Origin of the sequence: Streptomyces mashuensis, assembly GCF_014654785.1 — a bacterium.
Taxonomy (GTDB): Bacteria; Actinomycetota; Actinomycetes; order Streptomycetales; family Streptomycetaceae; genus Streptomyces; species Streptomyces mashuensis.
On record NZ_BNBD01000011.1, the window covers coordinates 164,813 to 189,700 of the forward strand.

Consider the following 24,888-nt stretch of genomic DNA (forward strand, 5'->3'; position numbering starts at 1 on the left):
AGCACCATGGAATTCCTGCGTACCCACTCCGTCCGCATCCTGGCCGCACTGGCGGCGCTCGTCCCCCTGCTGGTTGCCCGATGGCCCGGCATCGACTGGTACGGCCTGGCGGCTGTCGTCGCCGCCCTGCTCGGTGCTGGCGAAATGGCACAGCGCGTCGAGGACAGCAAGACCAGCGAGGCCCTGCACAAGACGTCGCCCTACGACGAGCTGGCCGCGATACACATGCAGCTCGCCCAGCGAGAGAGCGAGTCCACCCTCGCGCGGTAAGGGATGCCCTGCCGTGAATGAATGAATCATTGCAGGCGTGTCCATGTCATCTTCAAGTCAAAAAGGGGATGCCCCTCCCTGCCGCAAGGGCAGGGAGGGGGCGGCCTATACCCCGCACCTCGGATAACGGCGCACTACTCCCGGCCGGGGCCGAGCGCGTTCTCCATCGGGGGGTCGGGCTCTGTCCACACTCCGTCTCTCCACCTGCTCGCGAGAGCAGAAAAGCGGCCCTGCACGAATCGTGCTGGCCGCTTCTGTGGCATGGCGTTCGGTGTCACGCCGGGCGCTGCTTCTCGGCCCTCTCGACCGCCAGCGCTTGGTGGTGGTCGCACCTCGGGACCGCTGGCCCCCGTCCCGTCAGGGGCTCACGGAAGATGACCTCACCGGCGCAGCCGCCGTGATGGGCGTGAAGGCATGCCAGGTCGAACTTCTGGATCATGCTTCGTTCCCCTGCTCCTCGGCCCCCTGAGCCAGCGCGAACGTGCTGGTGGGGAGATTCACTTCGAGGACGATCCAGTTGTCGGCATGCACCCGCAGCTCGACGTTGTTGCCGTGCCTGATCAGCCGCATGGCGACCTTGCAGGCCGAAAATTCGCTCATCCGCTCAAAGAAGTAGGACAACGTGGTCAGCTCGCCGTCAGTGTCCACCTGCACGAGCGGCACGTACTCCACGTCGGCGGCGCCTGCGAAGTCCCGGGCCCACCGCTCGGCGATCTTCTTGACGTCGCTGGTGTCGCTGCTCATCGCTGCTCTGCTTTCTCGATCGGAGTCCACTTCCAGGACTCACCGTCGCGGGGTTCGCGCAGATACCCCACGACCTCGTTCGTGACTACGTGGCGGATCGGCTTCCCCAGGCCGTGGCCCTTCACCGGAAGGGTAACGACGGGTGCTGACACGGGGGCCGGCTCGGGTTCCCTGGCCGTGCTGGAGCTGTCTTCCTCGTGGGCCGGCGCGGGGTCGGGCTCGTTGATGATCTCCACCGTGTCGTCCAGGCGCACGGTCAGCAGGTGGCGGTGCGCGGCCTCCTCGCCAGGCTGGCCGAGGTGAAGCCTCCACACCTCCACCGGTTCCCCGTCCCACCGGGTGTTGTCCCGCTGGGGATCGGCCAGCAGGACGCCCTCGCGGGTAACCGTGCGGCCCCGTGGCTCACGGCCTGTGGCCCGGATGCGGTATCCCGCCGCCAGCTCCCCGATTCCTGCTTCGTTCAGCTTGAAGTGCAAGGTCTCCTCGGCTTCCGACTCGGGGGCCTCTTGTTCCAGGGTCTCCTCCGGGAGCAGCGCCAGGGTGTTCTGGTTGCAGGGGCGCTCGCCCGGCTGTCCGACGTAGATCCTCCAGACCTTCACCGACCGCCCGTCGCGCTGCGCTCGGGTGTCTTTGGGCGCCCGCAGCAGCGTGCCCTCCAAGGTCTTGGTGTACCCGCGTGTGTCCTTGCCCTTGGCCCGTACTCGGGCCCCTTGCTTGGCGCAGGAAACCGGCACCTCTTCGTAGATCAATTCATTCATCTCCTTCGGGATTTCGGGTTCGTGGCTGTCCACCAGCACGCAAAGGCCGGGGGCCTGCACACGCATCTCGCATACGTCGCAGTCGCAGTCATGGAGGCAGATGCGACAGGTTCCTTCGTCGCAGAAGGGATCAGGGCCGTGGAAGGCGTGGGTGGGGTCCGGGTCTGGGCATCCCCATGCCTCGCAGCCCCGCAGCCGTGACCAGGTGGGATAGACGATGTGTTGTCGTCGGCCCAGCGGCCCGTGCACCAGCGGGTAGCCGGGGCACGGGAAGCTGGAGCGGTCGGCCGCCTCCCTGGTGAGGAAGGCGGCTCGACACGAACGACACTGGTACCGACCTTCCGGCCGCCTGCGGAGCTGGTGTCTCACAGGCAAGCGGCGAGCGGATTACTCGGGGCCGGCGCCTGCTTGGGCTGCGGGATGACGACCTTCTTCGCGGCCGGTTCGGCCTTGGCAACCGGGACGGCCTTGGGCGGCTCGACCAGGGTGAGCACCGGTCCCTCCTCCCGCTCGGTCGGCTTCTTCTCCGCGCCGTCCGCCAGCAGCCGGTAGATGATCGGCTTCGGCCCCGCCGTCGAAGACTTGCCCCGGAAGTACTCGACGTCATCGAGCTGGTCCACCGTCTCGCGAAGGCCCTGGGCATTCGTGCGGGCCTGGAGGGACCGGAGCAGCAGGGTGGAGGTTGCCTCGCCGCCGTGGCGCTTGAGCGTTTCGCGGATCATGTCCGGGAGGCTCTTCACCTTGCTCTGGGTGCCGCTGTGGTTCTCGGTGACCAGCTTCTCCACCGAGTTGATCGAGTACTGGACGAAGGCCCAGGCCGCCATGAGGGCCTTCTTCGAGATCCGCGTCTTCATCTCCGAGGCCGCAAGGACGGCGGCCACCCGGAACACCTGCTCCGCGGTGCGCTCGAAGTACACGCCGACGTGTTCCGGGGTACCGGCCATCTTGCCGATCATGTAGGCCCGGATCTCGTCGTACGCCTTGTGCGCCTCCTTGGCGAGCGAGATTTCGCGAGGCTTGTCCTTCGCCCACTTGTACGCCTCGGCCAGCCGCTTGTCCGCGCGGATCGGGGCGCGCTTGCCGTACGGCAGCATCTTGCTCTGCTCGACCAGGACGGGGAGCAGTCGGTTGTAGGAGCCGCCGAGGGCTGCGCTGCTGCTGACGTACTTGGACCACTCGCCGGGGGTCACGTGGACGGTGAAGCCGAGCAGGGGCGCTTCGACCTTTTGGACTTCGCCGGTCCCGTCCTTGCCCTTGGTGCGGTTGGAGATCTCGTTGCCGTCCCAGGCCGTGCGGAGCTTCTGGTCGAAGGTTGGGCAGCGCTTGGCGCGCTTCAGGACCTCCGCCCACTCCTCTTCGACGATGCAGGCCCGCCCGTCCGGGCCGCCTTCACTGCCCATGGAAGCAAGCTCGATGCCGTACAGGTTGCCGACCAGGGAAGGGCCGGAGGATATGCCGTTCAGTACCCGGGTGGAGAGGAAGCCCTCGAACTGGGGGCCCAGGAGGGCGCGCGAGGCGCGGTAGGCGGTGCCCTTGCACCCGATGCCGGAGCGGCCGGCCAGCACGGTCCAGATGCAGACGGGCCGGCCCTCGTCGGTGCGGACAAAGCCGTTGATCGCTGCGGAGAACAGGCTGAGGGTCGAGGCGTAGATGCCGATGGGGTCGGCCTCGGTCTGGGGCATGATCGCTTCGACCGCGTCCCCGATGGGCCCGTACTTCATGGTGTCGAACATGGTGGTCCTCTTTATTCGGTGCAGTGAGCGGCTCGGCGGTCGCTCGCGTGGTCGGGGCAGACGAACTGGCCGGTGGTGGGGTCGTATCCGGCCTCGCAGTTCTCACAGACGAGGTGGCCGCAGACAGGGCAGTCGCCGTAGGGGATGCCCTCCTCGGCCAGCTCCTCCAGGTCTTCGCAGCAGACGGCGCAGGTGCTCATGTGCTGCGGATCGGTCACGAGGCCACGTCCATGGCGAGGGCTTCCTGACCGGCGTGTGCGTGGCGGTACGCCTCCCGGACGGTGCTGGGGATGGCGCCCTTGTCGCTGATCTTGAATCCCTCCGCCTTGGCCCAGGCCCGGATCTTCTGGGGCTCGCTCAGCTGTGGCGGCTGGGACTGCTTGACGATGCGCCGGATTTCCTGCTGCTCCTTCTCCCGGCGTTCCTCGGCCCATCGGACGCTGGACTCGGCCAGGCGGCGGTTCTTCTCCAGCCGCCACTTCTCCTCGGCCTCCACCTGGGCCTGTACGTCCTCGGCCGTCTTCTTCTGCGCCACCGTCGGGAGCGGGTCCTCGCCGATCCACTGGCCGGAGGTCACGGCCTCACGGAAGGCGCCGGCCCGCGTGGCGTCCAGGCACGGCGTACCGGCCTCCTCCGCCTCCTTCACCTTGTGCGGGGCCGGACGGACGCCGCAGATGATCAGGGCGGTGTCCTCTTCGACGTGGCCGACGATGCGGTACCCGCTGTTCTCCAGCGCCCGCCGGGCCGTGTCGGCGTCGTAGCCGGGGATCGTGCCCGTGATGACGACGCTGCCCCGTGCCTCGACGGTCGGCTCCAGGCCGTCAGTGCCGAAGAGGTCGGCGAGGTAGCCGCTGAACCGCTCGGCGTGTTCCGGGCACAGGTCCCATCCCTTGTGCCCCACCGCGATCACCGTCGCGGCTTCCTGCTCCTGGCCCTTGGCCTTGCACCCCATGCAGAGCGCGGTCATGTGCATCTCCTTTCGCTGGTCACCCATGGCGAAGGGCCAGATCCGAAGACCTGGCCCTCACCAAAGGCGCCCGCCTCGCGGGCATGAAGAAAGCGGCCCATCGGTTGATGGCCGCTCGTCTGGTGTTGCTGTTTGGTTGTGCTTATTGCTTACCGCTGCTCGACTGTCCAGCGGCGCCGCTTGCGGTCCCAGGCGACGCGGGTTCCGCCGCCCCTGTTGCCCGCATAGACGTAGGGGGCGGTGTACCAGTCGGTCTCGGGCCCCATCCGGTCACCGAAGTGCACGTTGAGCCCCGCGCCGTCGAGCGTGTTCAGCAGCTCGGCCAGTCGCTCCCAGAGCGCGGCTTCATCCGTCTTCGCCATGTTGAACTCCCTTGCGTCAGTACCTGGTTCGCGTGTCCGACCGGCCGAGGTAGCGGACGTTGACCCCGACCATGCCGGGAGACAGGTGTTTGCGCGCCCAACCCCATGCCATGTTCTTGGCCGCTTCCGGGCCCCTGGTGCTCTTCACCACCTGGATGAGGGGCTGGTTGTCATCGTCGGGCCACTCCAGCACGGCCCAGTGGTAGGTGTAGGTCTCGCTCATCACCGGCCGCCCATCGTGAGCCGGACGGCGATGTCGCACTGCTGCGCTGTGGTCAGGCCGAGCCAGCGTTCTCGGTTCTTCTCGCTCAGGGCGTCGTGAAGGGCGACGCACGCCCCTGCTGTCCAGGCGTCCACGAGCATCCCGTCGACGGTGTCGGCGGCGTGCAGCTCGGCTATCCGGCGGTACTCGCCGATGCGGCCTTCGGCCTTCCACCGCTCCTCGGCGCCCTGCTCCCAGGCGAGTTCAGCCGCCTCAGTTTCGTTGGGCTCCCGGATCTCGTAATCGCTCCGCCGGTAGACGGAGCCGCCGACGACGCCCGGGTAGTCCTGGTGGCGCCGGTCATAGGTCTCGTCGTCCACGAACCGGCGCTCAACGTGCCCCGAGCAGTATCCGAGCGGGTTTTCCGGAACGGTGGAGTATCGCGAGATGAAGGTGGTGACCACGGTCGCGGGCTCCGAGCAGAAGCCAGCCGCGCAGCGTCCGAGCGGATTCACCTGAAGCCCTGACTTGAGCGTCTTCCACATCAGGCCGCCACCGCCCCTCGTGCGGCACGGGGGACTGCCGCCATGTAGGAGAGGGCGGCCTCGTGCACCAAGCGTGCCGCGACGACATGCGGGTCGTGGTAGTGCTGGGCGAGCGTTCCGCACAGCTCGAACGTCTCCGATATCGCCTTCAGGCAGGCCCGCGGGGTGGCGTGCAGCGTGGCCAGGCCGGCCGCCTCCTGGACCTCCCACACGTCCTCGGCGTACCTCTTCATGCGGCTCATCGGCCCTCCACGCTGATCCGGACCGGCCAAGCGTCGGCCACCATGACGCTGGACTCGCCCAAGCGCTCCCACTGCGGGGCGGTGCGCCATCCGTTGGTGGGGTGCTCCCAGCTCCACAGGATGAGCGTCTGGATTGCGTGGGTCAGGTCCTGGCGTCGGCGCCATGTGTACATCGGCCCGGGGCCGTTGGAGCTGTAGATGTCGAGCTGCCCCACCTCCTCGTCAAAGGTGGCGATCCATCGGGTTGAGGTGGTCACTTGCTGTTGCCTTCCTTGATCTGTCGCACGCGGTAGGTGTGGTGCGAATCCTTGAACTCGTCGCTGCCGTGGCCGTCGCAGTACGCCGTACTCAGCCAGCGGCGGATGCCGTACCGCTCCATGTCGATCCACCGCGTTGCGGGTGCGCCACAGTGCCCTAGCCAGCACCCGATGCGCCCGTCATCGAGCGTCTGAAAGTGCCGGACTTCGCTCTTGGTCGAGCCCTTGCCCATTACCGCTCTCCTTCTCCTGCGTCCTCGCGCGCCACGTCGAGGACGGGCCTGTAGAGGCGCGAGTCAGGGTCGCGGCCGGTCACGTACGCGCTCCGCTCGTGGCTCCGCCGGAATGCCGAGCGACAGTCCTCACACATGAACTCCTCTCCATTGGGAGTTCGAGCCAGGGGGCCACGCCGCTTCTGCGCATCGACGCACGGCACGCACCAGCCCATGGGCTCCGAAATCACGTGCTCCTTGTGCGAGTTGATATGCCGGTCCCAGCACCTCTTGCACAAGCCGCCACCCTGGATGTGCTCAAAGACGGTGTGCCGCTTCCACCCCGGGTCAATGTCAACGGGTATCGCTTCCACGACCGCGTGAGGGTGCGGGACCGCATCTTCAAAAGCCTTGAACCATCGGCCGTTCCAGTGGATTGCAGTGCACGACCAGAGGCCACACGTCCCGTCGTGGGCAGCCGGGTCCGTCCAACCGTCCTTGCAAACCCATACCTCGTACCTCCAGCCGGTCACTCTTCCCCCTCCCCAACCAGGTCGTAAAGGAACGGGTTGTAATCGTTGTGGTAGTCCTTGCGATAGATGGACGGAGGGTTGGTAACACCATTCTTGGTCGCGATATGCGAGAGCGTCAGGGCAGGCACCTCCCGGTAGAGATGATCGTGCCATTCGCCCAATACGAGGTCCACGAAGGGGTGTTCCTCACTTTCCCGCCAGATGCGGACACGAATTCGGCTGCGGTTCTCTTCCCACTGCCCAGCGCGAATGATGATCTTTGACATGAGGTTCCTTATCGAGTAGCGCACAGCCCGTACGGACGGCAGCGATCGTTGATCGGGTGCTGAGAGATGAACTGGTGACCGTCCTGGCCGTGAAGCATGGAGACCCACGGGTTCACGTCGTCCGCGCAGACATGCGCGTCAATCTTCAAGCCCCGCCCATCCGGCCGGGCGGTAACGATGTGGACGCTGGCCCGGTGCGAAGGGTCGAATTCGCATGTCAGATGCATGAGTTACACCTTTCTCCTGGTCCTGTCACGTGCTGACAGGCCATGCAAAGGGCCGCCCACCGATGGCGGGCGGCCCGAGACAAAGCGCGTCAGTTATTAGGCATCAATCAGTCGTTGCAGCGTCGCGATCATCCGACGAGCATCCTCCTTGGTGATCGCTAGCATGTTATGCGAGTCCCACTTAGTGACTCCGATGGAATCTGTCCACCAGGACAGGAAGATGGTCTCTGAGTCTTTCCAGAACCCTTCGGCGAACTCAACCGTGTGCATGAGTCCGGCACCGTGATTAACCCAGAATTCCCGGACGGTCCCGTCTTCTTGCTCTTCGCTCACGTAAGCATCCTGCATGGCTATGCTGCCACCCCCTCGAATTCTGTCAGGAGTTGGCGCAGCAGGGTTTGGGCGTCGAAAGCCTGATCAGTCTGCACCTGGTCCATCCGGTCGGTCTCTGGGCCGTCGTCTGCCAAGTTCTCTTGGGGGTCGTACGACGGGACCTCTTCGCGGAGTGTCGCCAGCCATTCGGCCTCGTGCTGGCGTATGCGCCTAATGGCCGCTCGAATAATGGTCTCGAACCGCTCTTCCGGGCACACGTGGCCATCCCATGAGCAGTGCCCGCACAGCGTGTTCTTGCCGCCGTCCTCGTAATCCTCGGGATAGGCGCAAAGGTCCATCTTGCATTCGCTGCACAGGACCCGTCCGAACTCATCCACCATTACTTGGCCTGCCCCTTCAGGAAGTCTTCAAGCTGGCTGATCCCGTCAGAGATTTCGATCTCGATTACCTCTTCGACCTCCTCTTGAGTTTCTTCCTCGAAGTGCAATTCCGCCGCAGCGACGATCGATTCAGGGTCGAGGTCATTCATGCGCGCCAGGTGAAAAATGTTGGCGATCAGATCCCCGGCCACCTCTCGGATTACTTCGGGGGCAATGGTCAGGGTTCCATCGAAGTATTCACGCTGGCCGGTCTGGCCGCCGAATGCTTCGAGTGCTGTAAGTGCCCAGTGCGCGCGGGTCTTGTTCATCTCGACTGCGCCGTCGTCATAAAAGCTCACGGTAAGGCTCTCCAAGTGTGCTGCGGGTCTATTTGGCTGCCACGGCTGGCAAGCCATGACCGGTCCCCACCGGGGCGGGGGCCGATCAAAGCGCGTCAGATCTCAGCGGGTGTACTTGTGCTTCCAGAGGTTGAGTTCCACGAATACGGAAGGCAGGCCGTAGCTAGCGGCATAGTCAACCGCTTGCCGATAGGTTCCGAATCGCTTGTGCCATGCCGGGCCGATGTGTGCGACGTACATTCGACGGCCCCTCAGTTCAGGCCCATTGCGGCAATGAGGCCATCAACCGTCGGCGGGCATTCATGCGTCGCCTCCCAGACTGCAAGCGCGGTCCGCGCAATGGATTCAGTCGGCTTGTCCGTCAGGCCAAGCGCGAAGGCAATGGAGTCATCCGGCGTGCATTCGATCTCCACCCCTTCCCCGCACTGACACAAGGTGCGGACACTGCGGGATATCACGAGGGTGCGAGAGAACTCGGGCATTGGATTCCTTTCTTTTCCCGATCTGGCCAGAATGACCAGCCATAGCCGGGCCCGCCATGCGTTCACTGCACGTCAGGCCCGACTAGAGCCGTTCAGTCGGTAGCTTCGTATTCCCCGCACACGTTTCCGGCCCCGTCTTGAATATCGCCCCCGCCATCTCTTCGGGGATTCCAGGGCGCAGGCTTGCACAGAGCGTCTGTGAAGCCGTCGTTATAGGCCGTCACGGTGGCGTGTTCTACGGCTGCACCTTTACGCGATTCACCCACCGCGTAGCCTGCTACGGCAGCGGAAACAGCCAGAGCAAGGGCCATGAGAAACGTTCGGATCTTCACAGGGAAATAACCTCTCCATTTACCACATCGAATATTGCAAGCTGAGATTCCAGACGCCCCATGGCCTCAGCTTCGGCACGGTCCGTTACGTTCATGGAAAGGTCGAGGTAGACCAGGCCGCAATCAACCCAAGCGCCAAAGAAGAGCCCCTGATCAGTCACGCGGGATGCGTAGTCGGCCACATAGTGGGCCAGCACCTCGGGGCCGAATGATTCGACGGGGATGGTGCGCTCACTTCCGGCAATGCTGACCATGAAGCCATCAACAGGGGCCGGGAGAGTCGGGGAAAAGGTCAGGCCGCCGTCATTGACGATCGCGCGGCACTGCTCAGCCAGGGTCATGGTGTCCACGGGCATACCTCCATCACATCGCACATCAACTTTTTAGGTAAGGGCGGCGCTCTCTCGGCGCCGTCGCGTCCTAGGTCAGGCTCGAACTGACAGCCCACCCATAGAGGGGCTAGGACTCCGGACTCAGGCGCTCAGGGAAACCCCGTGCATCGTCGCTCTAGGCTTTGATGCTGGGCACCTGACACGCCGTGTCGTCCTGTACTGCATGACCTATCCATTACGGGCCGGTCATTTCCCGCTCTCGGTTCTCTCTCCACTCCCGGTACTCCGTCTAGCGCCTGACACCGTTAGGTGTGGGTATTGCTTCGGGCCTTCGTGGGTGCCTCCCTCCCTGGTTTGGGAGGGCGAGACCTATGGTCTGTTCCTAGCTGGTCTGCCTATCGCCCTGAGACGGACTCACATAGGCACTCATCACTAGTGCGTGTGGTTTTGGGTTCAGCCACTATGGGCCGTTCCTGTCGTGGCGCCTGATCACCTTTCGCCTGATCTCCCTTTCCACATCCCCGCTCAGCGGGTGGTACTCGGGGCGACCCTTTGGGGCGGCGCCTTTCGACATGGAAGACATTACGCGAATTCACCTCGCACATCAACTTTTGAGTTTTAGCGGTCCTCGATGCAGACGCCCTCAAGTTTCATAGGAAGACGCGCGTTGCATAGCAGTGGCGGTGAAGTCAACAGGTGTGGGAGTGATGGTGATCACGAGAAAATGCCGCAGGCTCTACCGTGCGTGATCACGAACGGGAAATAATTCACTCACTGCTACCGAAGAGATGTCTGCTCCCCCTGCCGAGTGGGCCTCCCCGGGTGGCCAGCGTGAATGAATCATTTGCGTGATCTCCGCCACATATGACGGGGGTAATGCGTTCATTCACTCAATGAGGACCCACCGGGGGTGCCTTCCTTAAATCGTGTACGGGTATGAGCCTTTCGGCGCTGGCCTGCCGGCCCGGAGGCTACCCTGCCTCACTTGTGGGCATCGTCTGGCTTAGGGGCCGGCCAGGGGGCCGTACAGGGCGTTTCTGGGGTTCCGGAACGTCGCGCAAGGCCGCGCACAGCCGGTGAATGAATGAATTGCGTGAGTTGGGCCACTCTTCATCGTTGAGGCATGACACTTCAGCCCGGATAACAACTACGTTATTTGTGCCGGGTTCTCTATATCCAGCCCTCTAAATGCCCAAGGGCCCCCTCCGCGAGGGAGGGGGCCCAGTGAGTGAGGTGAAGGAGAAGCTGTTGAAGCTCAGGCTTGAGCCTTCGAGTAGGCTTCCTTAATTTCCGCCGGCACTCGGCCGCGGTCATTCACCTCATAGCCGTTCGCCTTGGCCCAGGCTCGAATTTTCGCAGTGTCTCCGCCACTGCTGGCTGCCGTGCCGACGCGGGCGCCGGCCTTCCGAGCCCCCCGCACCTTGCGTCCAGCCTTAGTGAAGGGGGCGATGGCCTCCAGCAGCTTGTCGTAGCTGTCCGGCCCGAGGTCGATTTCGTAATTCACGCCGTCAAGCGCAAACGTGTGGGTGGCGGCCTCCGAGGACTCTTCGCCCGTGAGGTCGTCCGTATAGATAACGACGGTCTTCTGTGCCATGCCAGGAATGGTATGCCATCCCAGACAATCGATTGTGGCTATGCCGCGACAGGTGACGGCAGGGCCTTTACGCGCTCTCGGAACTCACGCACGGCCGGCTCACCCTTAAACTTCCCGAGCTTGCCGGAAAACTCAGTCAGACGCTCCAGTGCCCGCCCGGAGGCCACCCGCTGTTCGAGCAGTTCGGCCCCCTCGTTGGCCGCAGCGAGGGCCCCGTCCAAGTTCTTGCCCTCCAGGTACGCCTCGGCCAACCGCCCGGCCCGCACTGCCCGGTCACGGGGAACCGAGGCGTCGACCGAGGCGACGAGGAAGTCCGCGGCCTGGTCCGCGTGGCCGGCCCAAAGCATGATCTTTCCCCGGGTGGAGTTGATCTGCGACTCCTCGAACCACGCCAGCCACTCAGGGAGTTCCCCGCTGGAGCGGTCCCAGAGCTGCGTGGAGCGGTGAAGAGCGGATGCTGCCTGGCGGTGCTCTCCCTGTTGCGCCAGTGCAGCGGCCAGGTGCAGGTGGAGGTACGCCCTGCTGTGCGTGGGGATGGCTGTTCCACTGCTGTCGATGGCGGTGTTGAGGAGCTGCGCCCGTTCCTTGTTGTAGCCGCCGTCCGAAGCATGCACGCCCATCTCGGCGAGGACGAAGGCGCCGAGGTCGTTGTCCCCTGCCGTCCGCGCGGCTCGGAGTGCAGCCACGTAGTACTGCTGGCCTTGGGAGTGAAGGCCCGAGTCGTAGGCCATCCAGCCGGTCAGGTAGGAGACCTGGGCGGCGAGTGAGTGCAGTCGCTCTCCGACGGCGTCGGTATAGCGCGCCTGCTTGATCATGGTCGTGATGAGGGCGAGGTCGCTGCGCGCTTGGTCGAGAAGGCGCGCACCGCCCATCTGGGCGTCCAGGCTCCGCAACGTGGTGACGCGCTGTTCGAGAGTCGAGACCATTTCGTCGGTGACGCGATCCCCGTCCGCTGCTGCGGCGAAGGCCGATGGGGCGGTGGCCCAGCTCGCTGCAAGCGCGGAGAGCGTGGCACCCGTGATCGTGAGAAATCCCCTGCGATCCATGTGTGCACTCCTGACCAGATCATCCAGTGCATCAACGGTACCGGCCAGCGTCCACGGACGTCGTAGGCCGGCCACCTCCCAGACTGGCAACCAGGTCGGCCACAGCTCCGGCCGCGCGAGTTCCTGGGGCACCCCGAGCAGGTCAGCTAGGACGTACTGTGCATCGTCGTCCGGCCTCTGCCCCTGTTCCCACTTCCACACTGTTGTGCGATTCGTGGCCAGCGGAACGCCGAGCATTTGCCCATGGGTCTGCATCAGGTCTGCGAACTCAGCCTTGCCCCAGCCGCGAAGCTCAAGGAGGTAGGTGAGTGGGTGCGTCAACGGGATGTCAAGCACGGCTGTCCTCCGGTCCCCTGACAGGTGTTCGAGAGCCTACTCGCGTACTCAGGCCCAACGACCGGTCAGTACGAAGAGAAACCCCCTAGAAACCTTCCGTGACAGCGTAGTTCGCCGCAACCCTCTTGCTGTGTCGGTTCGCGGCCCCGTTCTACAGGGGCGGGTCGCCCGTCGCCGGCATCCGCCACCTGAGCAAGGAGGAGGTCACCGTGAGCGCTAAGGCATCGATCCAGCCGTCACGGGGTGACTACGTGCGGGACGCCAAGACGGGCCTGGTCGGCATAGTCATGGACCTCATGGCAGGGCAGTACTGGCTGCGCCCGGTCGGGGGCGGCCAGGAGTGGGCCGCCCGCCCGGCGGATCTTCGCGAGATCACTCAGGCCGAACTGCTGAGTGCACGGGTCGCCGCTGCCAACAGACAGCGGCAAGCGTGCGGGAGGGCTTGAACTGTGGGTCGCGTATTCCGATTCGCCACGTGGACGATCAAGCCCGACCCGCTGGCTCGGGCCTCCTGGGAAGCTGAGTGCGTCTCCGGCGAGAGCGAGGACTGCGGAGCGGAGTCCAAGGCGCTCGAAAGTCCGGAGGCCGTGGACAAGTGGATGTGCGCGCACACCGAGGCGACCGGCCACACCCGGTTCATCCGTATGGCCACCGATTACCTCCTCACCGAGCCGCCGGAAGGGAGCCTGGCGGCCGACCGCACCGCCCGCTTCCGGAAGCCTCAGCTTGAAGTCGTTGGGGGTGTCGACGATGCAGGGTGACGGCTTCTGGTGCGAGGTCTCAGCGACCTCCGGGGACCACTCTCGTGCGATTCTCCTCGGCTCGTACCACGCCAGGAACGCCCGCTTAGCCGTCAGGTGGCTGCGGGAGCAGGCAGCGCGAATCGCCAACGCCTTGGACCCTGACCCGGGCACCTGGTGGTTGTGCAACGCGCCTTTGCGCGAGGTGCCGGCCGCCCTCGGCAAGCCCGACCCCGCAGCGGAACTTCGCCAGTGGCGACGGAGCTGGCCGCGGCAGGAGGAGGCGCTGTCCCTCCTCGTGCGCGACGAACTGTTCACCTTCGTGACCTACGACGAGACCGCCTACTACTGGCTGTCCGCGCGTACCACTCAGGTCGCCTTTCTCGACCAGTGGCGGTACGACCCACCGATACCGGCCTACCAGGCCGCCTAAGACCCCGCTCCGGTCACGCACAGCCACAGGAAGACATCCGGCCCCCTCGCCGGATGTAGGGCTCGGAATCCCCCTTCCCGTGGCCGGAGCGGTACCAGACGCCCGCCCCGGTCGTGCCCCCTGAGAGGACAGGTCGAGCGACCGGGGCGGGTCAGCAAGGCACCACAAGGCACCACTCGACAAGAACCGAGAGGAACGCCAGTGACAGCCGTACTTGAAGGGCCCGCGGCCACTCGCACGCGAGACGCCCGGGAGCTGCTGAACGCCGTGCAGCCCCACATCCAGCACCTGACCATCAACGTTCTCGACTCCGGCATGACCATCTGGGACCGCGAGGTGGCGTTGCTGCTTCGCGACGAGGTGATGGTGAAGGACCTGGCGGAGCGGATACTCGGCAACGCCGTGATGTACCTGGTCGCCTCCATGGAGCACCCGGAAGTGCACCTGGGCGTCGGCAAGGTCGTGGACATCGGCGTGCACCAGATCATCCTGGACACTCCCGTGTACTTCGCCTTCTGCGAGGCATACAACGGCGGCGCGTACAAGCACCACGCGCCGTTCATCCAGCGCCGCAACGACGGCACCGTCCTCCGTACCGCGGACTTCCTGCGCTCGATCGGCTTCATGCCGGACGATGAGCTGTGGAACCGGGACGGGTCCGAGTGCTCGCCGTGCGACAGCAAGGTCCCCGACAGCCACTAGATCCGCCCGGCTGTTCGAGGTGGGGCTCCGCACACGCCACGGCGGAGCCCCACCGCTGCCCGTCTCCGAGCGCTTGAGGAACCCGATCACGTGACCGCACCCCACAACTACGACCACGAGCGTGAGCACTGGAACGCCTACGCCGAGTCGACGTCCGTCAAGGAACAAGTGGAGGATTCCGAACCGGTATTCCGCTGGACCCAGTACCGCGATCACCCGCAAGCCCCCGGCCCCGAGCTGCTGGGCACCCCGCAGAGCGTGCTGGAAATCGGCTGCGGGACCGGTAGGGCTCTCGCCTACCTTGCGGAACGGGGCGTCAAGGCGACGGGTATCGATCTGTCGCCCGTCATGGTGCAGCAGGTGACCGAGCGGTGGGGGCCTTTGGGCGTCGAGTTCGTATGCGCCGAAGTCCTGGACTATCTGGCCTCTTCAGCGACCACGTACGACGCGGTCTACTCCATCTTCGGCGCCGCATGGTTCACCGCCCCCGAGCGGCTGTTCCCCCTTGTGGCCGGCCGCCTCAACCCGGGCGGAGTGTTCGCCTTCGCGCAGCCACCGGCGATTCCCGGCGCCTACGGCCCGCAGGGCATGTACAAGGGCGGGTTCGCCGGGCCGGCCATGTACACCTACCGCTACAGCTACGAGCCGGGCGGCTGGGCGTCGTACTTGTCGGACGCTGGCTTCGTGGACGTGGACGTGCAGGTGCTCGATGCCCCCACCCCGGGCCACATCGGGACCTTGATCGGTCGAGCGTGCATGCCCTCGTGAATGAATGAATTGCACCGGCCAGCAGTCCAGCCGATGACGGTGCCTCTCTGATCGCCCGCCTCGGCCGCGGTTCTTACTCATTGTCGTCCCCCACGGCGCGAGTACCGGCCGGGGCGGGCTGCTCGTCTTCTTGCATGGGAGGGGGACGCGACTGATTCGCCGCCATTCAACTATCGCCGCTCAATAGCGCCTTCGGCTGCCTCTCCCTCCAGCGGCCGACATAAAGGCACCCGACCTCAGTTTTTCGTCGTTTCGAAAAACGGGCCGGGCCGTTCTCGTGCCATTTTTCAAATACAGATTCCTGGCATAGTCCATTTTGCATGACCATGAAATCCCCCCTTTCTCGTCTGGACGCATCGCTGTAGGTTCCTTCTCGGAAGTTCGCCCCGCAGCTAGCGTCGTCAAATCCGCTGGTATTGGCGGTCATTGCAGCGGGACATCTGGCTTCCTGGGAAACCGAGAAAGGTGAACGGGATGAGCCCGACGCAGATCGACACGGCCGAGACCGCGGCGATGCCCCGCACCGTACTGGCCGACCTCGTGGCGGCCGTCAAGGAGGACTCGCCGACCGTGGTCGCCGGTGTGAAGAAGTCCGTCGACCGGTCTCAGCAGGACGCGAACAACTGCATGATGGGCGGCTGGACCTCCTGACCGACCGCTCTGAAGCGCTGACGCGCTGACCCAGCAGTGTGCCCGGGGCGGTCGCTATCCGCCCCGGGCACACGTCTTTAAGGCCGCAAAGAAGGAGGGCTCCACGTGCACTTCATGAACATCGGCCACACCTACGAGAACACGGCCCGGCTGGTCCACGCCGTCACGGGGGAATACCCGGACGTCGAACGGCTGGACACGGCCTACCGTACGGCCATCTCCAAGGTCCGTCCCATGCCCGTGAAGGGCGAAGGCATCGACATCACGTACGAGGACGGCACCTGGGCAAAGTTCTGCACCGACAACGGCATCTTCGAGCACATCTTCAAGGGCGCCGGCCCCACGGACGGCCCCACCCGCGAGGCGTGGGACGCCAAGGTCGCCGAGGCCTTGGCCCTCATCCAGTCCATCCACCCGGACCTGCGCCGCATGGTGGACCTGATGGTCACCGACCTCGTCATCCTCAACAGCGGGGCGGATGGCGGCGGCTCTGCGTCCCATATCCCCGGAGTCGTGGTGATGAGTCCGGGCGAGGGGTGGGAGACCCTTGACTACGCCATGTGCCTCGTCCACGAGGGGATGCACCTGAACCTCTTCGTGGCCGACAAGGTGTACGGCACCTTCACGCTGCCGTCCACCGAGCTGGAGGCCGACGACCGCCGCGCCCTGTCTGCCGTGAAGATCGGCCAGAAGCGCCCCCTCGACAAGGCGTTCCACGCCGCAGTCGTGACGGTTCCGCTCATGTTCATGGAGCACCACCAGGGCAAGACGACGCTCGTGGACCTCTACACGAAGTCGCTGGCGGACGCCTGCGAGGACCTGAAGAAGCAGCGCCCGTACTTCACGGAGTACGGGCAGATGCTTCTCGACGAGCTGTGCGGCTTCGGCGAGACCATCGACTTCGGCCACGTGGCCCGCTCGATCTCCAGCCCGGAGTACGCGGGCTACCGGCCGGCCGTCGCCGCCTAGCGGGGCCTACGGCTCGAACACGAGCCCAGCTTCTCGTGCAAGGCTCAGGGCCAGCTCCATCGCCCCCGGGCCTTGCACGACGGCGCCCTTCAGGCTCGCCGTCCCGAACACGTCAAGGAGCGTGCAGCCCTCAAAGCGCACGACCCCCAGGTTTTTGGCGTTGGCGAACTGGCCGCCGGTCAGGTCACAGTTCTCGAACTTCACGTTGTGCATCTCGGCACTCTGGAAGTCAGCTCCGGCCATCTTGCAGTCGCTGAACACCACGGCGTACAGCTTCATGTGCCGGAAGAGGCCGGGTGCGATGACGCAGTTCTCGACGCGCACGTCCCGGAAGGTGCCAGACTTCCACGACGAGCCCGTGAACCGGCTCCCCGTGACCGCGCACCGAATCAGGGACACGTCCTGGGCGCCCAGTTCGGCGAAGTCGCATGTGCTGAACACGGAGTCGCTGAACTGGCTTCGGAGCAGCCGACTCCCCGTAAAGCGGGCATTCTCGAACCTGCACCCCTCGGCTTCAACGGCTTCGGCAGAGATACCCACAAAGTGCTCAGCGTCGTACACGACGCCTCGGATGATGGCGTCATCTTCGAGGGCGTCTCTCGGCATCTCGGCCGGCCGCAGGGAAAGCGGCAGCCGAGGCTCGGTCGGATTCTTGATGCGTCGGGGAGTGACGCCTTGCCGAGCAATCTGTGCCATGCGGGCATCCATTCTCGGAGTTCCGGTGAGGCCCCGAGTCTAGGGCAAATAGCCACCCTAGTTGGGCAGTTGTGAAGCCTCGAAAAGGTGACCTCTACGGGGCCGCCCTCACCGCATCGAGGATCGACCGCGCCCCCTGGTCGATGAGGGTTGCGGCCAAGGCGCCGCCGAGCTTTTCCGGCTCGACGGACGGGCCAGACAGTATCGCCGAGACGCTCTGCTGCCCGTCCAACGAAGTCACCTGACCCAGCAGCCTGAGATCCCCATCCGGGAGGGGCTCGGCGTACGCACCCACTGGCACGCTGCACCCTCCATGCAACTCGGCGAGCAGTGCTCGCTCCGCCCGCACCTGGGCGTCAACGGTCACGTCGCCGACTGTGGAGAGGACGTCTCGGATGGCCGCGTTGTCCTCACGGATCTGAATGCCGAGTGCCCCTTGGCCAGGGCTGGGCGGGAACAGGTCGAGCGGAAGCACTTCTCCGATCGCGTCGTCAAGGCCAAGTCGGCGCAGGCCGGCCACCGCGAGGACAACCGCGTCCAGCCCCATGGCTTCGATCTTCTTGAGGCGCGGAGGGACGTTCCCTCGGATCGGAACGATTTCAAGATCAGGGCGCACCGCCAGGAGCTGAGCGATCCGCCGAGGGGCGCCGGTTCCAACCCTCGCTCCCCTGCGTAGGCCGACGAGCGTAGAGCCACACAGGGCGTCACTCGGATCTTCGCGCTCCGGCGGGGGCAGCAGCGCGAGGCCCGGCGGGCTGGCTGTGGGGAGGTCCTTCAGCGAGTGCACGACCACGTCGACGTCGCCGCGGGCCAGCGCAGCTTCCTGCTCGGTGCTGAAGGCTGACCCCCCACTGACGGCTGACACGTTCGCCAGGGGCGATTCCCGGTCCCTGTCGCCCCCTTCCAAGATCACACGGTGGGTGAAGGTGATGCTTGGGAATCGCTCGCGCAGCGGGCGCAGGTACTCGCGTACCTGCGCCTTGGCGAGGTTGCTGGCGCGCGAGCCGACGAAGTACTGAACCACGGTGACCAAACCTCCGAGGCTGGCAGGTAGCTACCAGGCTAGGAGCTGACAGAGCGTGCACATGCAGACACAGGGTCGGCATGCCGCAGCGAGCCGTAGTGAATGAATCGATCAGCTTCTACTGGATGCGACAGCGCCCCCGACCAATGGTCGGGGGCGGTCTGTGCGGCTCGTCAGGCGGCTTCGCCGAGCTGCGTTTCGGAGGGCTCAAGGTAGGCCCAGACCCGGGCGTAGTGCTCGGGGGTCCAGTCCGGCGAGGCGGCGAGCTGGTCTGCGACCCAGGCGTCGATCTCGGCGTCGAAAGCGTCCTGCTGCGTGATCACGTGGTTACTCCTTGGCATCAACCCAGGTAGGGACTACCGGGTTGTGTTCAGCTACTGGCACCAGTGACACGACGAGTAGCCGACGCTCAGCAGGACGGGCACGTCACGGCGGCGCGCCTCGGCGAACGCCTCGGGCGACCAGGGCCACCAGTCGACGGGGTTGTCGGCGTGCTGGAGGAGGTAGGGGGACGTCTCGTGCGCGAGGCGGTTGGGCATGCGCCCATCCTCGCGCACGACGCGCCCCCTACGCCGTCGGCTTGCCGCTCTCCGTGGAAGGTGCCGGCTCGGGGGCCTCCTCGAAGTTCACCCGCTTCATGTGCCGGTTCATCGACTTCATCAGGAGCCAGACGGCCCCGCCGATCACGGCGAAGACGATGAACCCGAGCACACCCGGGGTGACCTTGTTCTGATCGAGGTCCGCGGCCAGCGGAAGGAGGGCGCTCATCATGGGGTCAATTGTTGCGGATACCGGCGAAGAGGTCGTTCTCGGGGAGGGACGTCTCCACGAGTGACTTCGCGAGCTCGTACTCCTCGGTCGGCCACACCTCGCGCTGGAGGTCCAGCGGCACCCGGAACCAGCCGCCGTCCGGGTCGATCTGCGTGGCGTGCGCGATCAGCGCCTTGTCACGGATCTCGAAGAAGTCGCCGCAGGGCACGAAGGTCGTCAGCGTGCGCTCCCGGCCCATGGTGTGCCAGCGCTCCAGCCACTCGCCGTAGGGCGACTCCATGCCCCGCTCCAGCAGCGCGTCGTGCAGCGCCTGGGTGCGCGGACGGTTGAAGCCCTGGTTGTAGTAGAGCTTCAGCGGCTGCCAGGGCTCGCCGGCCTCGGGGTAGCGCTCCGGGTCCCCGGCGGCCTCGAAGGCCACCATGCTGATCTTGTGGGTCATGATGTGGTCGGGGTGCGGGTAGCCGCCGTTCTCGTCGTACGTGGTGATCACGTGCGGCCGGAACTCGCGGATCAGCTTCACCAGCCGGCCCGCCGCCTCGTCCACGTCCTCCAGGGCGAAGCACCCCTCGGGCAGCGGCGGCAGCGGGTCGCCCTCCGGCAGGCCGGAGTCGACGAACCCGAGCCACTCCTGCTTCACGCCCAGGATGTCGCGGGCCTCGTCCATCTCCTTGGCCCGCACCTCGTGGATGTTCGCCTCGATGTAGGGGTCGCCCTGGAGCTTGGGGTTCAGGATGGAGCCGCGCTCACCCCCCGTGCACGTGACGACCAGCACGTCCACCCCCTCGGACACATACTTGGCCATCGTGGCCGCGCCCTTGCTCGACTCGTCGTCGGGGTGGGCATGCACGGCCATCATTCGCAGCTGCTCGCTCAAGGCTCGATCCTCAGTCACTGGTCACGTTCGGCGCCTCCTATAGTGACCGAAGCGGGGGCGGAATCATTCCGAGTTCCCCCATCGGGACAGAGCGGGGCCCAGGAGGAGACGATCATGGCTGCGGAGCCCGAGGCGCCGGCGAGCGGGCGGTACGGCCGTCCGGCGGACGCGCGCGCCGACCGCACCCTGAAGATCGTCGGCGCGGTGCTGGGCACCGCCCTGCTGGGGTTCGTCGCCTGGGCGGGTGTGCACTACATCACCCAGGAGGACGTCAGCGCGCAGCTGCTGCGCTCCCGGCCGGTCTCCGACAGCGAGGCGCAGGCGGTCCTGGAGATCCGCAAGGAGAAGGACGCCACCGCCGTGTGCACGGTCCGCTCCCTGGGCGAGGACGGCGGCGAGGTCGGCCGGAAGGACGTCACGCTGGACCGCCGCGAGGCGCACTTCACCACTCTGGTGACGGTCCGCACGACGAGCCGGCCCGTGGCCACGGAGCTGAAGGGCTGCCGTACGGTGCCGGGGTCCGGGGACTGATCCGGGGCGGTCGGGCCGGCCGGGCGGCAGGCAATTGCCCCGCGGATCGCCGGCCGGTGTCGGCGCACCGCGCTGACCAGCCTTGACGTGACGCCTGCGCGGTAGGGACCCTTTACTTCTTCCCCCTTTCCGGACGTAATTGTTAGGCTCGTGGTTTCGCCCCGCTTGGAAGGTGCACCCTTCTCAGTAGGGCGTTCATTTGTAATCCCCCAGTTTTCCCAGTACCGACGAGGAGCACCTGTGACCCAGACCAGCGACAACGTCACCTGGCTGACTCAGGAGGCGTACGACCAGCTCAAGGCCGAGCTGGAGTACCTGTCTGGTCCCGCTCGCACCGAGATCGCGGCAAAGATCGCGGCGGCCCGCGAGGAAGGTGACCTGCGAGAGAACGGCGGTTACCACGCCGCCAAGGAGGAGCAGGGCAAGCAGGAGCTTCGCGTGCGCCAGCTGACGCAGCTGCTCGAGTCCGCGAAGGTCGGCGAGGCGCCCGCCACCGACGGCGTCGTCGCCCCGGGCATGGTCGTCACGGTCGCCTTCGACGGCGACGAGGACGACACGCTCGACTTCCTCCTGGCCTCCCGCGAGTACGCCAGCTCCGACATCGAGACGTTCTCCCCGCAGTCCCCGCTGGGCTCGGGCGTCAACGGCAAGAAGATCGGCGAGGACGCCCAGTACGAGCTGCCGAACGGCAAGAAGGCGATGGTCCGCATCCTCGCCGCCACGCCGTACCAGGGCTGAGCCCTACCAGGACTGACCGCTGCGGCCGAGGGCCCCGTACGTCGTCGTAGGACGACGTACGGGGCCCTTCCCGTGCCGCTTCCCGTCCCGCGTCACGCCGCCGAGCGGTACTTCCGCACGGCCAGCGCCCGGAAGAACGCGATGATCACCACGGACCAGAGCAGCGACGCCAGGACGGGGTGCTGCATGGGCCAGGCCCCCGGCACCGGGTAGCCCTCCGGCAGGTTGCCGAAGAGCACGCGGGACGCCTGCACGGTGGCGCTGAAGGGGTTCCACTCGGCGATGTGCCGCAGCACGGCGGGCATGTTGTCGGAGGGCACGAAGGCGTTGGAGATGAAGGTCAGCGGGAACAGCCAGATCAGCCCGCCGGAGGTGGCCGCCTCGGGGGTGCGCACGGACAGCCCGATGAGCGCGCCGATCCACGAGAAGGCGTAGCCGAGCAGGAGCAGCAGGGCGAACCCGGCGAGCGCCTTGAGCACGCCGTCGTGGATGCGCCAGCCGACGATCACGGCGACGACGGCCAGGACGACCAGGGTCAGCGCGGTCTGCACCAGGTCGGCGAGGGTGCGCCCGGTGAGCACCGCCCCGCGCGCCATGGGCAGGGAGCGGAACCGGTCGATGAGCCCCTTGTGCATGTCGTCGGCTATGCCCGCGCCGGCACCGGCCGTGGCGAACGTGACGGTCTGCGCGAAGATGCCGGCCATGAGGAACTCCCGGTAGGTGTCCGGGTCGGTGCTGCCGCCCACGGCGATGGAGCCGCCGAAGACGTAGCTGAACAGCACCACGAACATGATCGGCTGTATCAGCCCGAAGATGACCACCTCGGGGATGCGGGCCATGCGGATGAGGTTGCGCCGGGCCACGACGAGCGAGTCGCGCACGGACTGCACGACGGCGCCGCCGCGGGCCTGCGGCACCGGGCGGGGCGCGCGGGGCCCGGCGGCCTCCGTGGTCGCGGTCATCGGGCGGCTCCCTTCCGTACGGGTGCGGGCTTCCGGTCGTCCGCCTGTTCCCCCGCCTGTTCCCCCGCCTGTTCCTCCTCGGGGCCGGGCTCCTCGGCGACGTGCCCGGTGAGGGAGAGGAAGACGTCGTCGAGGGTGGGCCGGCGCAGGCCGATGTCGTCGATCTCGACGGCGCGGGCGTCGAGTTCCCTGATCACCTCGGCGAGCAGCCGGGCGCCGCCGGTGACGGGCGCGGTCACCTTGCGGGTGTGCTGCTCGACGGTGGCGCCGTCGCCGCCGAAGCCGCGCAGCACCTCCAGGGCGGTCGGCAGGTGCTGCCGGTCGCGGACCACGAGCTCCACGCGCTCGCCGCCGGTGCGGGCCTTGAGCTCGTCGGAGGTGCCGCGGGCGATGACGCGGCCGTGGTCGATGACGCAGATGTCGTGCGCGAGGTGGTCGGCCTCCTCCAGGTACTGGGTGGTGAGCAGCAACGTCGTGCCGCCGGCGACCAGTTCCTGGATGACCTCCCACAACTGCTGGCGGTTGCGCGGGTCGAGGCCGGTGGTGGGCTCGTCCATGAACATCACCGGCGGGCTGACGACCAGCGCGGCGGCGAGGTCGAGGCGGCGGCGCATGCCGCCGGAGTACGTCTTGGCGGTGCGGTCGGCGGCGTCGGTGAGGTGGAACCGCTCCAGCAGCTCGGTGGCGCGCGCCTTCGCCTGGCGGGCGCTCATCTGGTAGAGGCGGCCGACCATGGTCAGGTTCTCACGGCCCGTCAGGTACTCGTCGACGGCGGCGAACTGGCCGGACAGGCCGATGGCGTGCCGCACCTCCTGGGGCCGCTTGAGGACGTCGATGCCGGCCACCGTGGCCCGGCCGCGGTCGGGCCGCAGCAGGGTGGTGAGCACCCGTACGGCGGTGGTCTTGCCGGCCCCGTTGGGCCCGAGCAGGCCCAGGACCGTGCCCTCCGGGACGTCGAGGTCGACGCCGTCCAGGGCCTTGACGTCGCCGAAGGTCTTCACCAGACCTTCGGCGTGGATCGCGCCTGGCATGGGATTCTCCCGTGCTCGGGTGAGGTGCTTGCGAGTTTACGGGGCGCGGGGCTTCCGCGCGCTGTGAATAAATCCGCTCAGGAATTATCGAATTCGTACACCTGTGATCACAAAAAGGCTTCCGCAGTCGGAAGGAAGCACGAGGGGAATTCACGCCGGCGGACCCGAAAGCTCCGCAAAGCCCGCCGCCCGCAGCGCCTCCCGCACCTGCCCGCAGTGGTCCGGGCCCGCCGTCTCCAGGTGCAGTTCCACCTCCGCCTCCCCCACGCCCAGCCGCGGGTCGGTCCGTACGTGGCCGACGTCCAGGACATTGGCGTTCAGCGCCGTCACCACCTCCAGCAGCCCGGCCAGCGCGCCCGGCCGGTCCGCCAGCCGGAGCCGCAGCGACAGGTACCGGCCCGCCGCCGCCATCCCGTGCCGCAGCACGCGCTGCAACAGCAACGGGTCGACGTTGCCGCCCGACAGCACCGCCACCAGCGGCCCCCGGAACGCCTCCGGCGCCGCCGTCAGCGCCGCCACCGGGCTCGCACCCGCCGGCTCGACCAGCAGCTTGGCCCGCTCCAGGCACAGCAGCAGGGCCCCGGCCAGGTCGTCCTCGGAGACCGTGCGCACCTCGTCGACGAGCTTGCTGACGATGGCGAACGGCACGTCGCCGGGCCGGCCGACCATGATGCCGTTGGCCATGGTGCGCGGCGCCTCCACGGCCACGGGGTGCCCGGCCGCCAGCGACGCCGGCCAGGAGGCCGCGCCCGCCGCCTGCACGCCCACGATCCGTACGTCCGGGCGCAGCGCCTTGACCGCGGTGGCGATGCCGGCCGCCAGCCCGCCGCCGCCCATGGCGACGACGATCGTGCCCACTTCGGGGCACTGTTCCAGGATTTCCAGCCCGACCGTGCCCTGTCCCGCGACCACGTCGGGGTGGTCGAAGGGGTGGATGAAGACGGCGCCCGTCCGCCCCGCATAGGTGCGGGCCTCCTCCAGCGCCTCGTCCAGCACCTGCCCGTAGGGGCGGACGTCCGCGCCGTACGCGCGCGTGGCCGCGACTTTCGGCAAGGGGGCGTCGGCCGGCATGAAGACCGTCGACCGGACGCCCAGCAGGGACGCCGCGAGGGCCACGCCCTGCGCGTGGTTGCCGGCGCTGGCCGCGACGACGCCCGCCGCCCGTTCCCGGGGCGAGAGGCCGACGATCCGCACATAGGCGCCGCGCACCTTGAACGAGCCGGTGCGCTGGAGGTTCTCGCACTTGAGACGGACCGGGGCGCCGATCAGCGCGGAGAGGTGGCGGCTGTTCTCCATGGCGGTGGTCCGGGCCACGCCCGCCAGGATCCGCCGTGCCCGCAGCACGTCGTGGAGCGAGACCGGTCGTGCGGCCATGGGGTCAGTATGCGGCGGCGGCCGGAGGGGCGCGCGGGCGGCGGAAAGGCGGCGGGCCTGGCGGCGGATCTCCGGCGGATCTCCGGCGGGATCTCCGGAATAACAGCATCCGCTGCTGGTTCCGTTCCTTTTC

General features: G+C 66.6%; 37 protein-coding genes and 1 pseudogene. 10 read left to right on the forward strand and 28 right to left on the reverse strand.

Going from position 1 to position 24,888, the window contains the following annotated elements:
* Positions 1-6 precede the first annotated feature (6 nt).
* The gene (locus tag IE305_RS24160) at positions 7-270 is read left to right on the forward strand and encodes a hypothetical protein (protein ID WP_190131826.1); all 264 of its coding nucleotides are present in this window, start codon (positions 7-9) and stop codon (positions 268-270) included.
* A gap of 435 nt (positions 271-705) precedes the next feature.
* Here the strand turns inward: IE305_RS24160 and IE305_RS24165 are convergent, their stop codons facing one another.
* The 19 genes from IE305_RS24165 to IE305_RS24255 all read right to left on the reverse strand — a co-directional run bounded on the left by IE305_RS24165 (position 706) and on the right by IE305_RS24255 (position 12,491).
* A complete protein-coding gene (locus IE305_RS24165; RefSeq protein WP_190131827.1) occupies positions 706-1,014 on the reverse strand; it encodes a hypothetical protein in 309 nt (102 codons plus the stop codon).
* The gene (locus tag IE305_RS24170) at positions 1,011-1,838 is read right to left on the reverse strand and encodes a hypothetical protein (protein WP_190131828.1); all 828 of its coding nucleotides are present in this window, start codon (positions 1,836-1,838) and stop codon (positions 1,011-1,013) included. The genes IE305_RS24165 and IE305_RS24170 overlap by 4 nt, the downstream gene beginning before the upstream one ends.
* Positions 1,839-2,137: 299 nt before the next feature.
* Complete coding sequence (locus tag IE305_RS24175) at positions 2,138-3,505, reverse strand: DUF3987 domain-containing protein (RefSeq protein ID WP_190131829.1); 1,368 nt, start codon at positions 3,503-3,505, stop codon at positions 2,138-2,140.
* Positions 3,506-3,516: 11 nt separating this feature from the next.
* Positions 3,517-3,723, reverse strand: coding sequence for a hypothetical protein (locus IE305_RS24180; RefSeq protein ID WP_190131830.1), 207 nt, complete (start codon positions 3,721-3,723; stop codon positions 3,517-3,519).
* Positions 3,720-4,472 carry an Lsr2 family DNA-binding protein gene (locus tag IE305_RS33175; RefSeq protein WP_229891456.1) on the reverse strand — a complete coding sequence of 251 codons (753 nt, stop codon included), beginning with the start codon at positions 4,470-4,472 and terminating at the stop codon, positions 3,720-3,722. The genes IE305_RS24180 and IE305_RS33175 overlap by 4 nt, the downstream gene beginning before the upstream one ends.
* A 149-nt stretch (positions 4,473-4,621) precedes the next feature.
* On the reverse strand, positions 4,622-4,834 hold the full coding sequence (locus IE305_RS24190) for a hypothetical protein (RefSeq protein ID WP_190131831.1): 213 nt from the start codon (positions 4,832-4,834) through the stop codon (positions 4,622-4,624).
* A gap of 16 nt (positions 4,835-4,850) precedes the next feature.
* The gene (locus tag IE305_RS24195) at positions 4,851-5,057 is read right to left on the reverse strand and encodes a hypothetical protein (RefSeq protein WP_190131832.1); all 207 of its coding nucleotides are present in this window, start codon (positions 5,055-5,057) and stop codon (positions 4,851-4,853) included.
* Positions 5,057-5,416 carry a hypothetical protein gene (locus tag IE305_RS24200; protein WP_229891458.1) on the reverse strand — a complete coding sequence of 120 codons (360 nt, stop codon included), beginning with the start codon at positions 5,414-5,416 and terminating at the stop codon, positions 5,057-5,059. The genes IE305_RS24195 and IE305_RS24200 overlap by 1 nt, the downstream gene beginning before the upstream one ends.
* Before the next feature lie 164 nt (positions 5,417-5,580).
* Complete coding sequence (locus tag IE305_RS24205) at positions 5,581-5,823, reverse strand: hypothetical protein (RefSeq protein WP_190131833.1); 243 nt, start codon at positions 5,821-5,823, stop codon at positions 5,581-5,583.
* Positions 5,820-6,080: a hypothetical protein gene (locus IE305_RS24210; protein WP_190131834.1), complete on the reverse strand. Its 261-nt coding sequence runs from the start codon at positions 6,078-6,080 to the stop codon at positions 5,820-5,822. Before IE305_RS24210 ends, IE305_RS24205 begins: the two co-directional genes overlap by 4 nt.
* Positions 6,077-6,313, reverse strand: coding sequence for a hypothetical protein (locus tag IE305_RS24215; RefSeq protein WP_190131835.1), 237 nt, complete (start codon positions 6,311-6,313; stop codon positions 6,077-6,079). The genes IE305_RS24210 and IE305_RS24215 overlap by 4 nt, the downstream gene beginning before the upstream one ends.
* A gap of 508 nt (positions 6,314-6,821) precedes the next feature.
* Positions 6,822-7,091, reverse strand: a complete 270-nt coding sequence (locus IE305_RS24220) for a hypothetical protein (protein WP_190131836.1) — start codon at positions 7,089-7,091, stop codon at positions 6,822-6,824.
* 323 nt (positions 7,092-7,414) lie between these two features.
* A complete protein-coding gene (locus tag IE305_RS24225) occupies positions 7,415-7,651 on the reverse strand; it encodes a PRC-barrel domain-containing protein (protein ID WP_190131837.1) in 237 nt (78 codons plus the stop codon).
* Between the two features lie 17 nt (positions 7,652-7,668).
* Entirely contained in the window at positions 7,669-8,031 is a 363-nt protein-coding gene (locus IE305_RS24230; RefSeq protein ID WP_190131838.1) for a hypothetical protein, read from the reverse strand.
* Positions 8,031-8,369, reverse strand: a complete 339-nt coding sequence (locus IE305_RS24235; RefSeq protein WP_190131839.1) for a hypothetical protein — start codon at positions 8,367-8,369, stop codon at positions 8,031-8,033. The genes IE305_RS24230 and IE305_RS24235 overlap by 1 nt, the downstream gene beginning before the upstream one ends.
* A 251-nt stretch (positions 8,370-8,620) precedes the next feature.
* On the reverse strand, positions 8,621-8,782 hold the full coding sequence (locus tag IE305_RS24240) for a hypothetical protein (RefSeq protein ID WP_190131840.1): 162 nt from the start codon (positions 8,780-8,782) through the stop codon (positions 8,621-8,623).
* A 397-nt stretch (positions 8,783-9,179) separates the two neighbouring features.
* Positions 9,180-9,533 carry a hypothetical protein gene (locus IE305_RS24245; protein ID WP_190131841.1) on the reverse strand — a complete coding sequence of 118 codons (354 nt, stop codon included), beginning with the start codon at positions 9,531-9,533 and terminating at the stop codon, positions 9,180-9,182.
* Positions 9,534-10,770: 1,237 nt separating this feature from the next.
* Positions 10,771-11,109: a histone-like nucleoid-structuring protein Lsr2 gene (locus IE305_RS24250; protein WP_190131842.1), complete on the reverse strand. Its 339-nt coding sequence runs from the start codon at positions 11,107-11,109 to the stop codon at positions 10,771-10,773.
* 38 nt (positions 11,110-11,147) lie between these two features.
* Complete coding sequence (locus IE305_RS24255) at positions 11,148-12,491, reverse strand: NsdA family TPR-like regulatory protein (protein ID WP_190131843.1); 1,344 nt, start codon at positions 12,489-12,491, stop codon at positions 11,148-11,150.
* Between the two features lie 209 nt (positions 12,492-12,700).
* Between IE305_RS24255 and IE305_RS24260 the strand changes: the two genes are divergently transcribed.
* The 7 genes from IE305_RS24260 (at position 12,701) to IE305_RS24290 (ending at position 16,754) form a co-directional block, all read left to right on the forward strand.
* Complete coding sequence (locus IE305_RS24260) at positions 12,701-12,937, forward strand: hypothetical protein (RefSeq protein WP_229891460.1); 237 nt, start codon at positions 12,701-12,703, stop codon at positions 12,935-12,937.
* A gap of 3 nt (positions 12,938-12,940) precedes the next feature.
* Positions 12,941-13,252, forward strand: a complete 312-nt coding sequence (locus IE305_RS24265) for a DUF7848 domain-containing protein (protein ID WP_190131844.1) — start codon at positions 12,941-12,943, stop codon at positions 13,250-13,252.
* Positions 13,253-13,385: 133 nt separating this feature from the next.
* Positions 13,386-13,664: a hypothetical protein gene (locus tag IE305_RS24270; RefSeq protein ID WP_190131845.1), complete on the forward strand. Its 279-nt coding sequence runs from the start codon at positions 13,386-13,388 to the stop codon at positions 13,662-13,664.
* A 201-nt stretch (positions 13,665-13,865) separates the two neighbouring features.
* Positions 13,866-14,366, forward strand: coding sequence for a hypothetical protein (locus IE305_RS24275; protein ID WP_190131846.1), 501 nt, complete (start codon positions 13,866-13,868; stop codon positions 14,364-14,366).
* A 90-nt stretch (positions 14,367-14,456) separates the two neighbouring features.
* Positions 14,457-15,134: a class I SAM-dependent methyltransferase gene (locus IE305_RS24280; RefSeq protein WP_190131847.1), complete on the forward strand. Its 678-nt coding sequence runs from the start codon at positions 14,457-14,459 to the stop codon at positions 15,132-15,134.
* Positions 15,135-15,608: 474 nt separating this feature from the next.
* Entirely contained in the window at positions 15,609-15,785 is a 177-nt protein-coding gene (locus tag IE305_RS24285; protein WP_190131848.1) for a hypothetical protein, read from the forward strand.
* Between the two features lie 114 nt (positions 15,786-15,899).
* Positions 15,900-16,754: an aKG-HExxH-type peptide beta-hydroxylase gene (locus IE305_RS24290; RefSeq protein WP_229891483.1), complete on the forward strand. Its 855-nt coding sequence runs from the start codon at positions 15,900-15,902 to the stop codon at positions 16,752-16,754.
* 6 nt (positions 16,755-16,760) lie between these two features.
* Here the strand turns inward: IE305_RS24290 and IE305_RS24295 are convergent, their stop codons facing one another.
* The 6 genes and pseudogenes from IE305_RS24295 to mca all read right to left on the reverse strand — a co-directional run bounded on the left by IE305_RS24295 (position 16,761) and on the right by mca (position 20,119).
* Positions 16,761-17,450 carry a pentapeptide repeat-containing protein gene (locus tag IE305_RS24295; RefSeq protein ID WP_190131850.1) on the reverse strand — a complete coding sequence of 230 codons (690 nt, stop codon included), beginning with the start codon at positions 17,448-17,450 and terminating at the stop codon, positions 16,761-16,763.
* Between the two features lie 94 nt (positions 17,451-17,544).
* Positions 17,545-18,474 (reverse strand): hydroxymethylbilane synthase, encoded by a 930-nt coding sequence (gene hemC / locus IE305_RS24300; protein WP_190131910.1) that lies wholly within the window; start codon positions 18,472-18,474, stop codon positions 17,545-17,547.
* Positions 18,475-18,647: 173 nt separating this feature from the next.
* Positions 18,648-18,797 carry a hypothetical protein gene (locus IE305_RS24305; RefSeq protein ID WP_190131920.1) on the reverse strand — a complete coding sequence of 50 codons (150 nt, stop codon included), beginning with the start codon at positions 18,795-18,797 and terminating at the stop codon, positions 18,648-18,650.
* A gap of 57 nt (positions 18,798-18,854) precedes the next feature.
* A pseudogene (locus IE305_RS24310) lies at positions 18,855-19,013 on the reverse strand (DUF255 domain-containing protein); the annotation flags it as partial.
* Positions 19,014-19,041: 28 nt separating this feature from the next.
* Positions 19,042-19,242, reverse strand: coding sequence for an RAMP4 family protein (locus IE305_RS24315; protein WP_190131911.1), 201 nt, complete (start codon positions 19,240-19,242; stop codon positions 19,042-19,044).
* A 7-nt stretch (positions 19,243-19,249) separates the two neighbouring features.
* The gene (mca, locus tag IE305_RS24320) at positions 19,250-20,119 is read right to left on the reverse strand and encodes a mycothiol conjugate amidase Mca (protein ID WP_190131851.1); all 870 of its coding nucleotides are present in this window, start codon (positions 20,117-20,119) and stop codon (positions 19,250-19,252) included.
* A 114-nt stretch (positions 20,120-20,233) separates the two neighbouring features.
* Here mca and IE305_RS24325 point away from each other — a divergent pair, with 114 nt between their 5' ends.
* A complete protein-coding gene (locus IE305_RS24325; RefSeq protein ID WP_190131852.1) occupies positions 20,234-20,650 on the forward strand; it encodes a DUF4307 domain-containing protein in 417 nt (138 codons plus the stop codon).
* Positions 20,651-20,890: 240 nt separating this feature from the next.
* Complete coding sequence (gene greA, locus IE305_RS24330) at positions 20,891-21,388, forward strand: transcription elongation factor GreA (RefSeq protein ID WP_190131853.1); 498 nt, start codon at positions 20,891-20,893, stop codon at positions 21,386-21,388.
* A 92-nt stretch (positions 21,389-21,480) separates the two neighbouring features.
* Here the strand turns inward: greA and IE305_RS24335 are convergent, their stop codons facing one another.
* From IE305_RS24335 to ilvA, 3 genes are all read right to left on the reverse strand, one after another.
* Complete coding sequence (locus IE305_RS24335) at positions 21,481-22,350, reverse strand: ABC transporter permease (protein ID WP_190131854.1); 870 nt, start codon at positions 22,348-22,350, stop codon at positions 21,481-21,483.
* Entirely contained in the window at positions 22,347-23,381 is a 1,035-nt protein-coding gene (locus IE305_RS24340; protein ID WP_190131855.1) for an ATP-binding cassette domain-containing protein, read from the reverse strand. The genes IE305_RS24335 and IE305_RS24340 overlap by 4 nt, the downstream gene beginning before the upstream one ends.
* Before the next feature lie 150 nt (positions 23,382-23,531).
* A complete protein-coding gene (gene ilvA / locus IE305_RS24345; RefSeq protein WP_229891464.1) occupies positions 23,532-24,755 on the reverse strand; it encodes a threonine ammonia-lyase in 1,224 nt (407 codons plus the stop codon).
* Positions 24,756-24,888: the final 133 nt, after the last annotated feature.

Coding starts and splice junctions, on each gene's coding strand:
- IE305_RS24205 (WP_190131833.1), bottom strand. CDS start 5,823: ATGAGCCGCATGAAGAGGTACGCCGAGGACGTGTGGGAGGTCCAGGAG.
- IE305_RS24325 (WP_190131852.1), top strand. CDS start 20,234: ATGGCTGCGGAGCCCGAGGCGCCGGCGAGCGGGCGGTACGGCCGTCCG.
- IE305_RS24250 (WP_190131842.1), bottom strand. CDS start 11,109: ATGGCACAGAAGACCGTCGTTATCTATACGGACGACCTCACGGGCGAA.
- IE305_RS24230 (WP_190131838.1), bottom strand. CDS start 8,031: ATGGTGGATGAGTTCGGACGGGTCCTGTGCAGCGAATGCAAGATGGAC.
- IE305_RS33175 (WP_229891456.1), bottom strand. CDS start 4,472: ATGACCGCGCTCTGCATGGGGTGCAAGGCCAAGGGCCAGGAGCAGGAA.
- ilvA (WP_229891464.1), bottom strand. CDS start 24,755: ATGGCCGCACGACCGGTCTCGCTCCACGACGTGCTGCGGGCACGGCGG.
- IE305_RS24335 (WP_190131854.1), bottom strand. CDS start 22,350: ATGACCGCGACCACGGAGGCCGCCGGGCCCCGCGCGCCCCGCCCGGTG.
- IE305_RS24220 (WP_190131836.1), bottom strand. CDS start 7,091: ATGTCAAAGATCATCATTCGCGCTGGGCAGTGGGAAGAGAACCGCAGC.
- IE305_RS24285 (WP_190131848.1), top strand. CDS start 15,609: ATGAGCCCGACGCAGATCGACACGGCCGAGACCGCGGCGATGCCCCGC.
- IE305_RS24290 (WP_229891483.1), top strand. CDS start 15,900: ATGAACATCGGCCACACCTACGAGAACACGGCCCGGCTGGTCCACGCC.
- IE305_RS24190 (WP_190131831.1), bottom strand. CDS start 4,834: ATGGCGAAGACGGATGAAGCCGCGCTCTGGGAGCGACTGGCCGAGCTG.
- IE305_RS24215 (WP_190131835.1), bottom strand. CDS start 6,313: ATGGGCAAGGGCTCGACCAAGAGCGAAGTCCGGCACTTTCAGACGCTC.
- IE305_RS24315 (WP_190131911.1), bottom strand. CDS start 19,242: ATGAGCGCCCTCCTTCCGCTGGCCGCGGACCTCGATCAGAACAAGGTC.
- IE305_RS24340 (WP_190131855.1), bottom strand. CDS start 23,381: ATGCCAGGCGCGATCCACGCCGAAGGTCTGGTGAAGACCTTCGGCGAC.
- IE305_RS24295 (WP_190131850.1), bottom strand. CDS start 17,450: ATGGCACAGATTGCTCGGCAAGGCGTCACTCCCCGACGCATCAAGAAT.
- IE305_RS24165 (WP_190131827.1), bottom strand. CDS start 1,014: ATGAGCAGCGACACCAGCGACGTCAAGAAGATCGCCGAGCGGTGGGCC.
- IE305_RS24170 (WP_190131828.1), bottom strand. CDS start 1,838: ATGCGTGTGCAGGCCCCCGGCCTTTGCGTGCTGGTGGACAGCCACGAA.
- IE305_RS24175 (WP_190131829.1), bottom strand. CDS start 3,505: ATGTTCGACACCATGAAGTACGGGCCCATCGGGGACGCGGTCGAAGCG.
- IE305_RS24160 (WP_190131826.1), top strand. CDS start 7: ATGGAATTCCTGCGTACCCACTCCGTCCGCATCCTGGCCGCACTGGCG.
- IE305_RS24195 (WP_190131832.1), bottom strand. CDS start 5,057: ATGAGCGAGACCTACACCTACCACTGGGCCGTGCTGGAGTGGCCCGAC.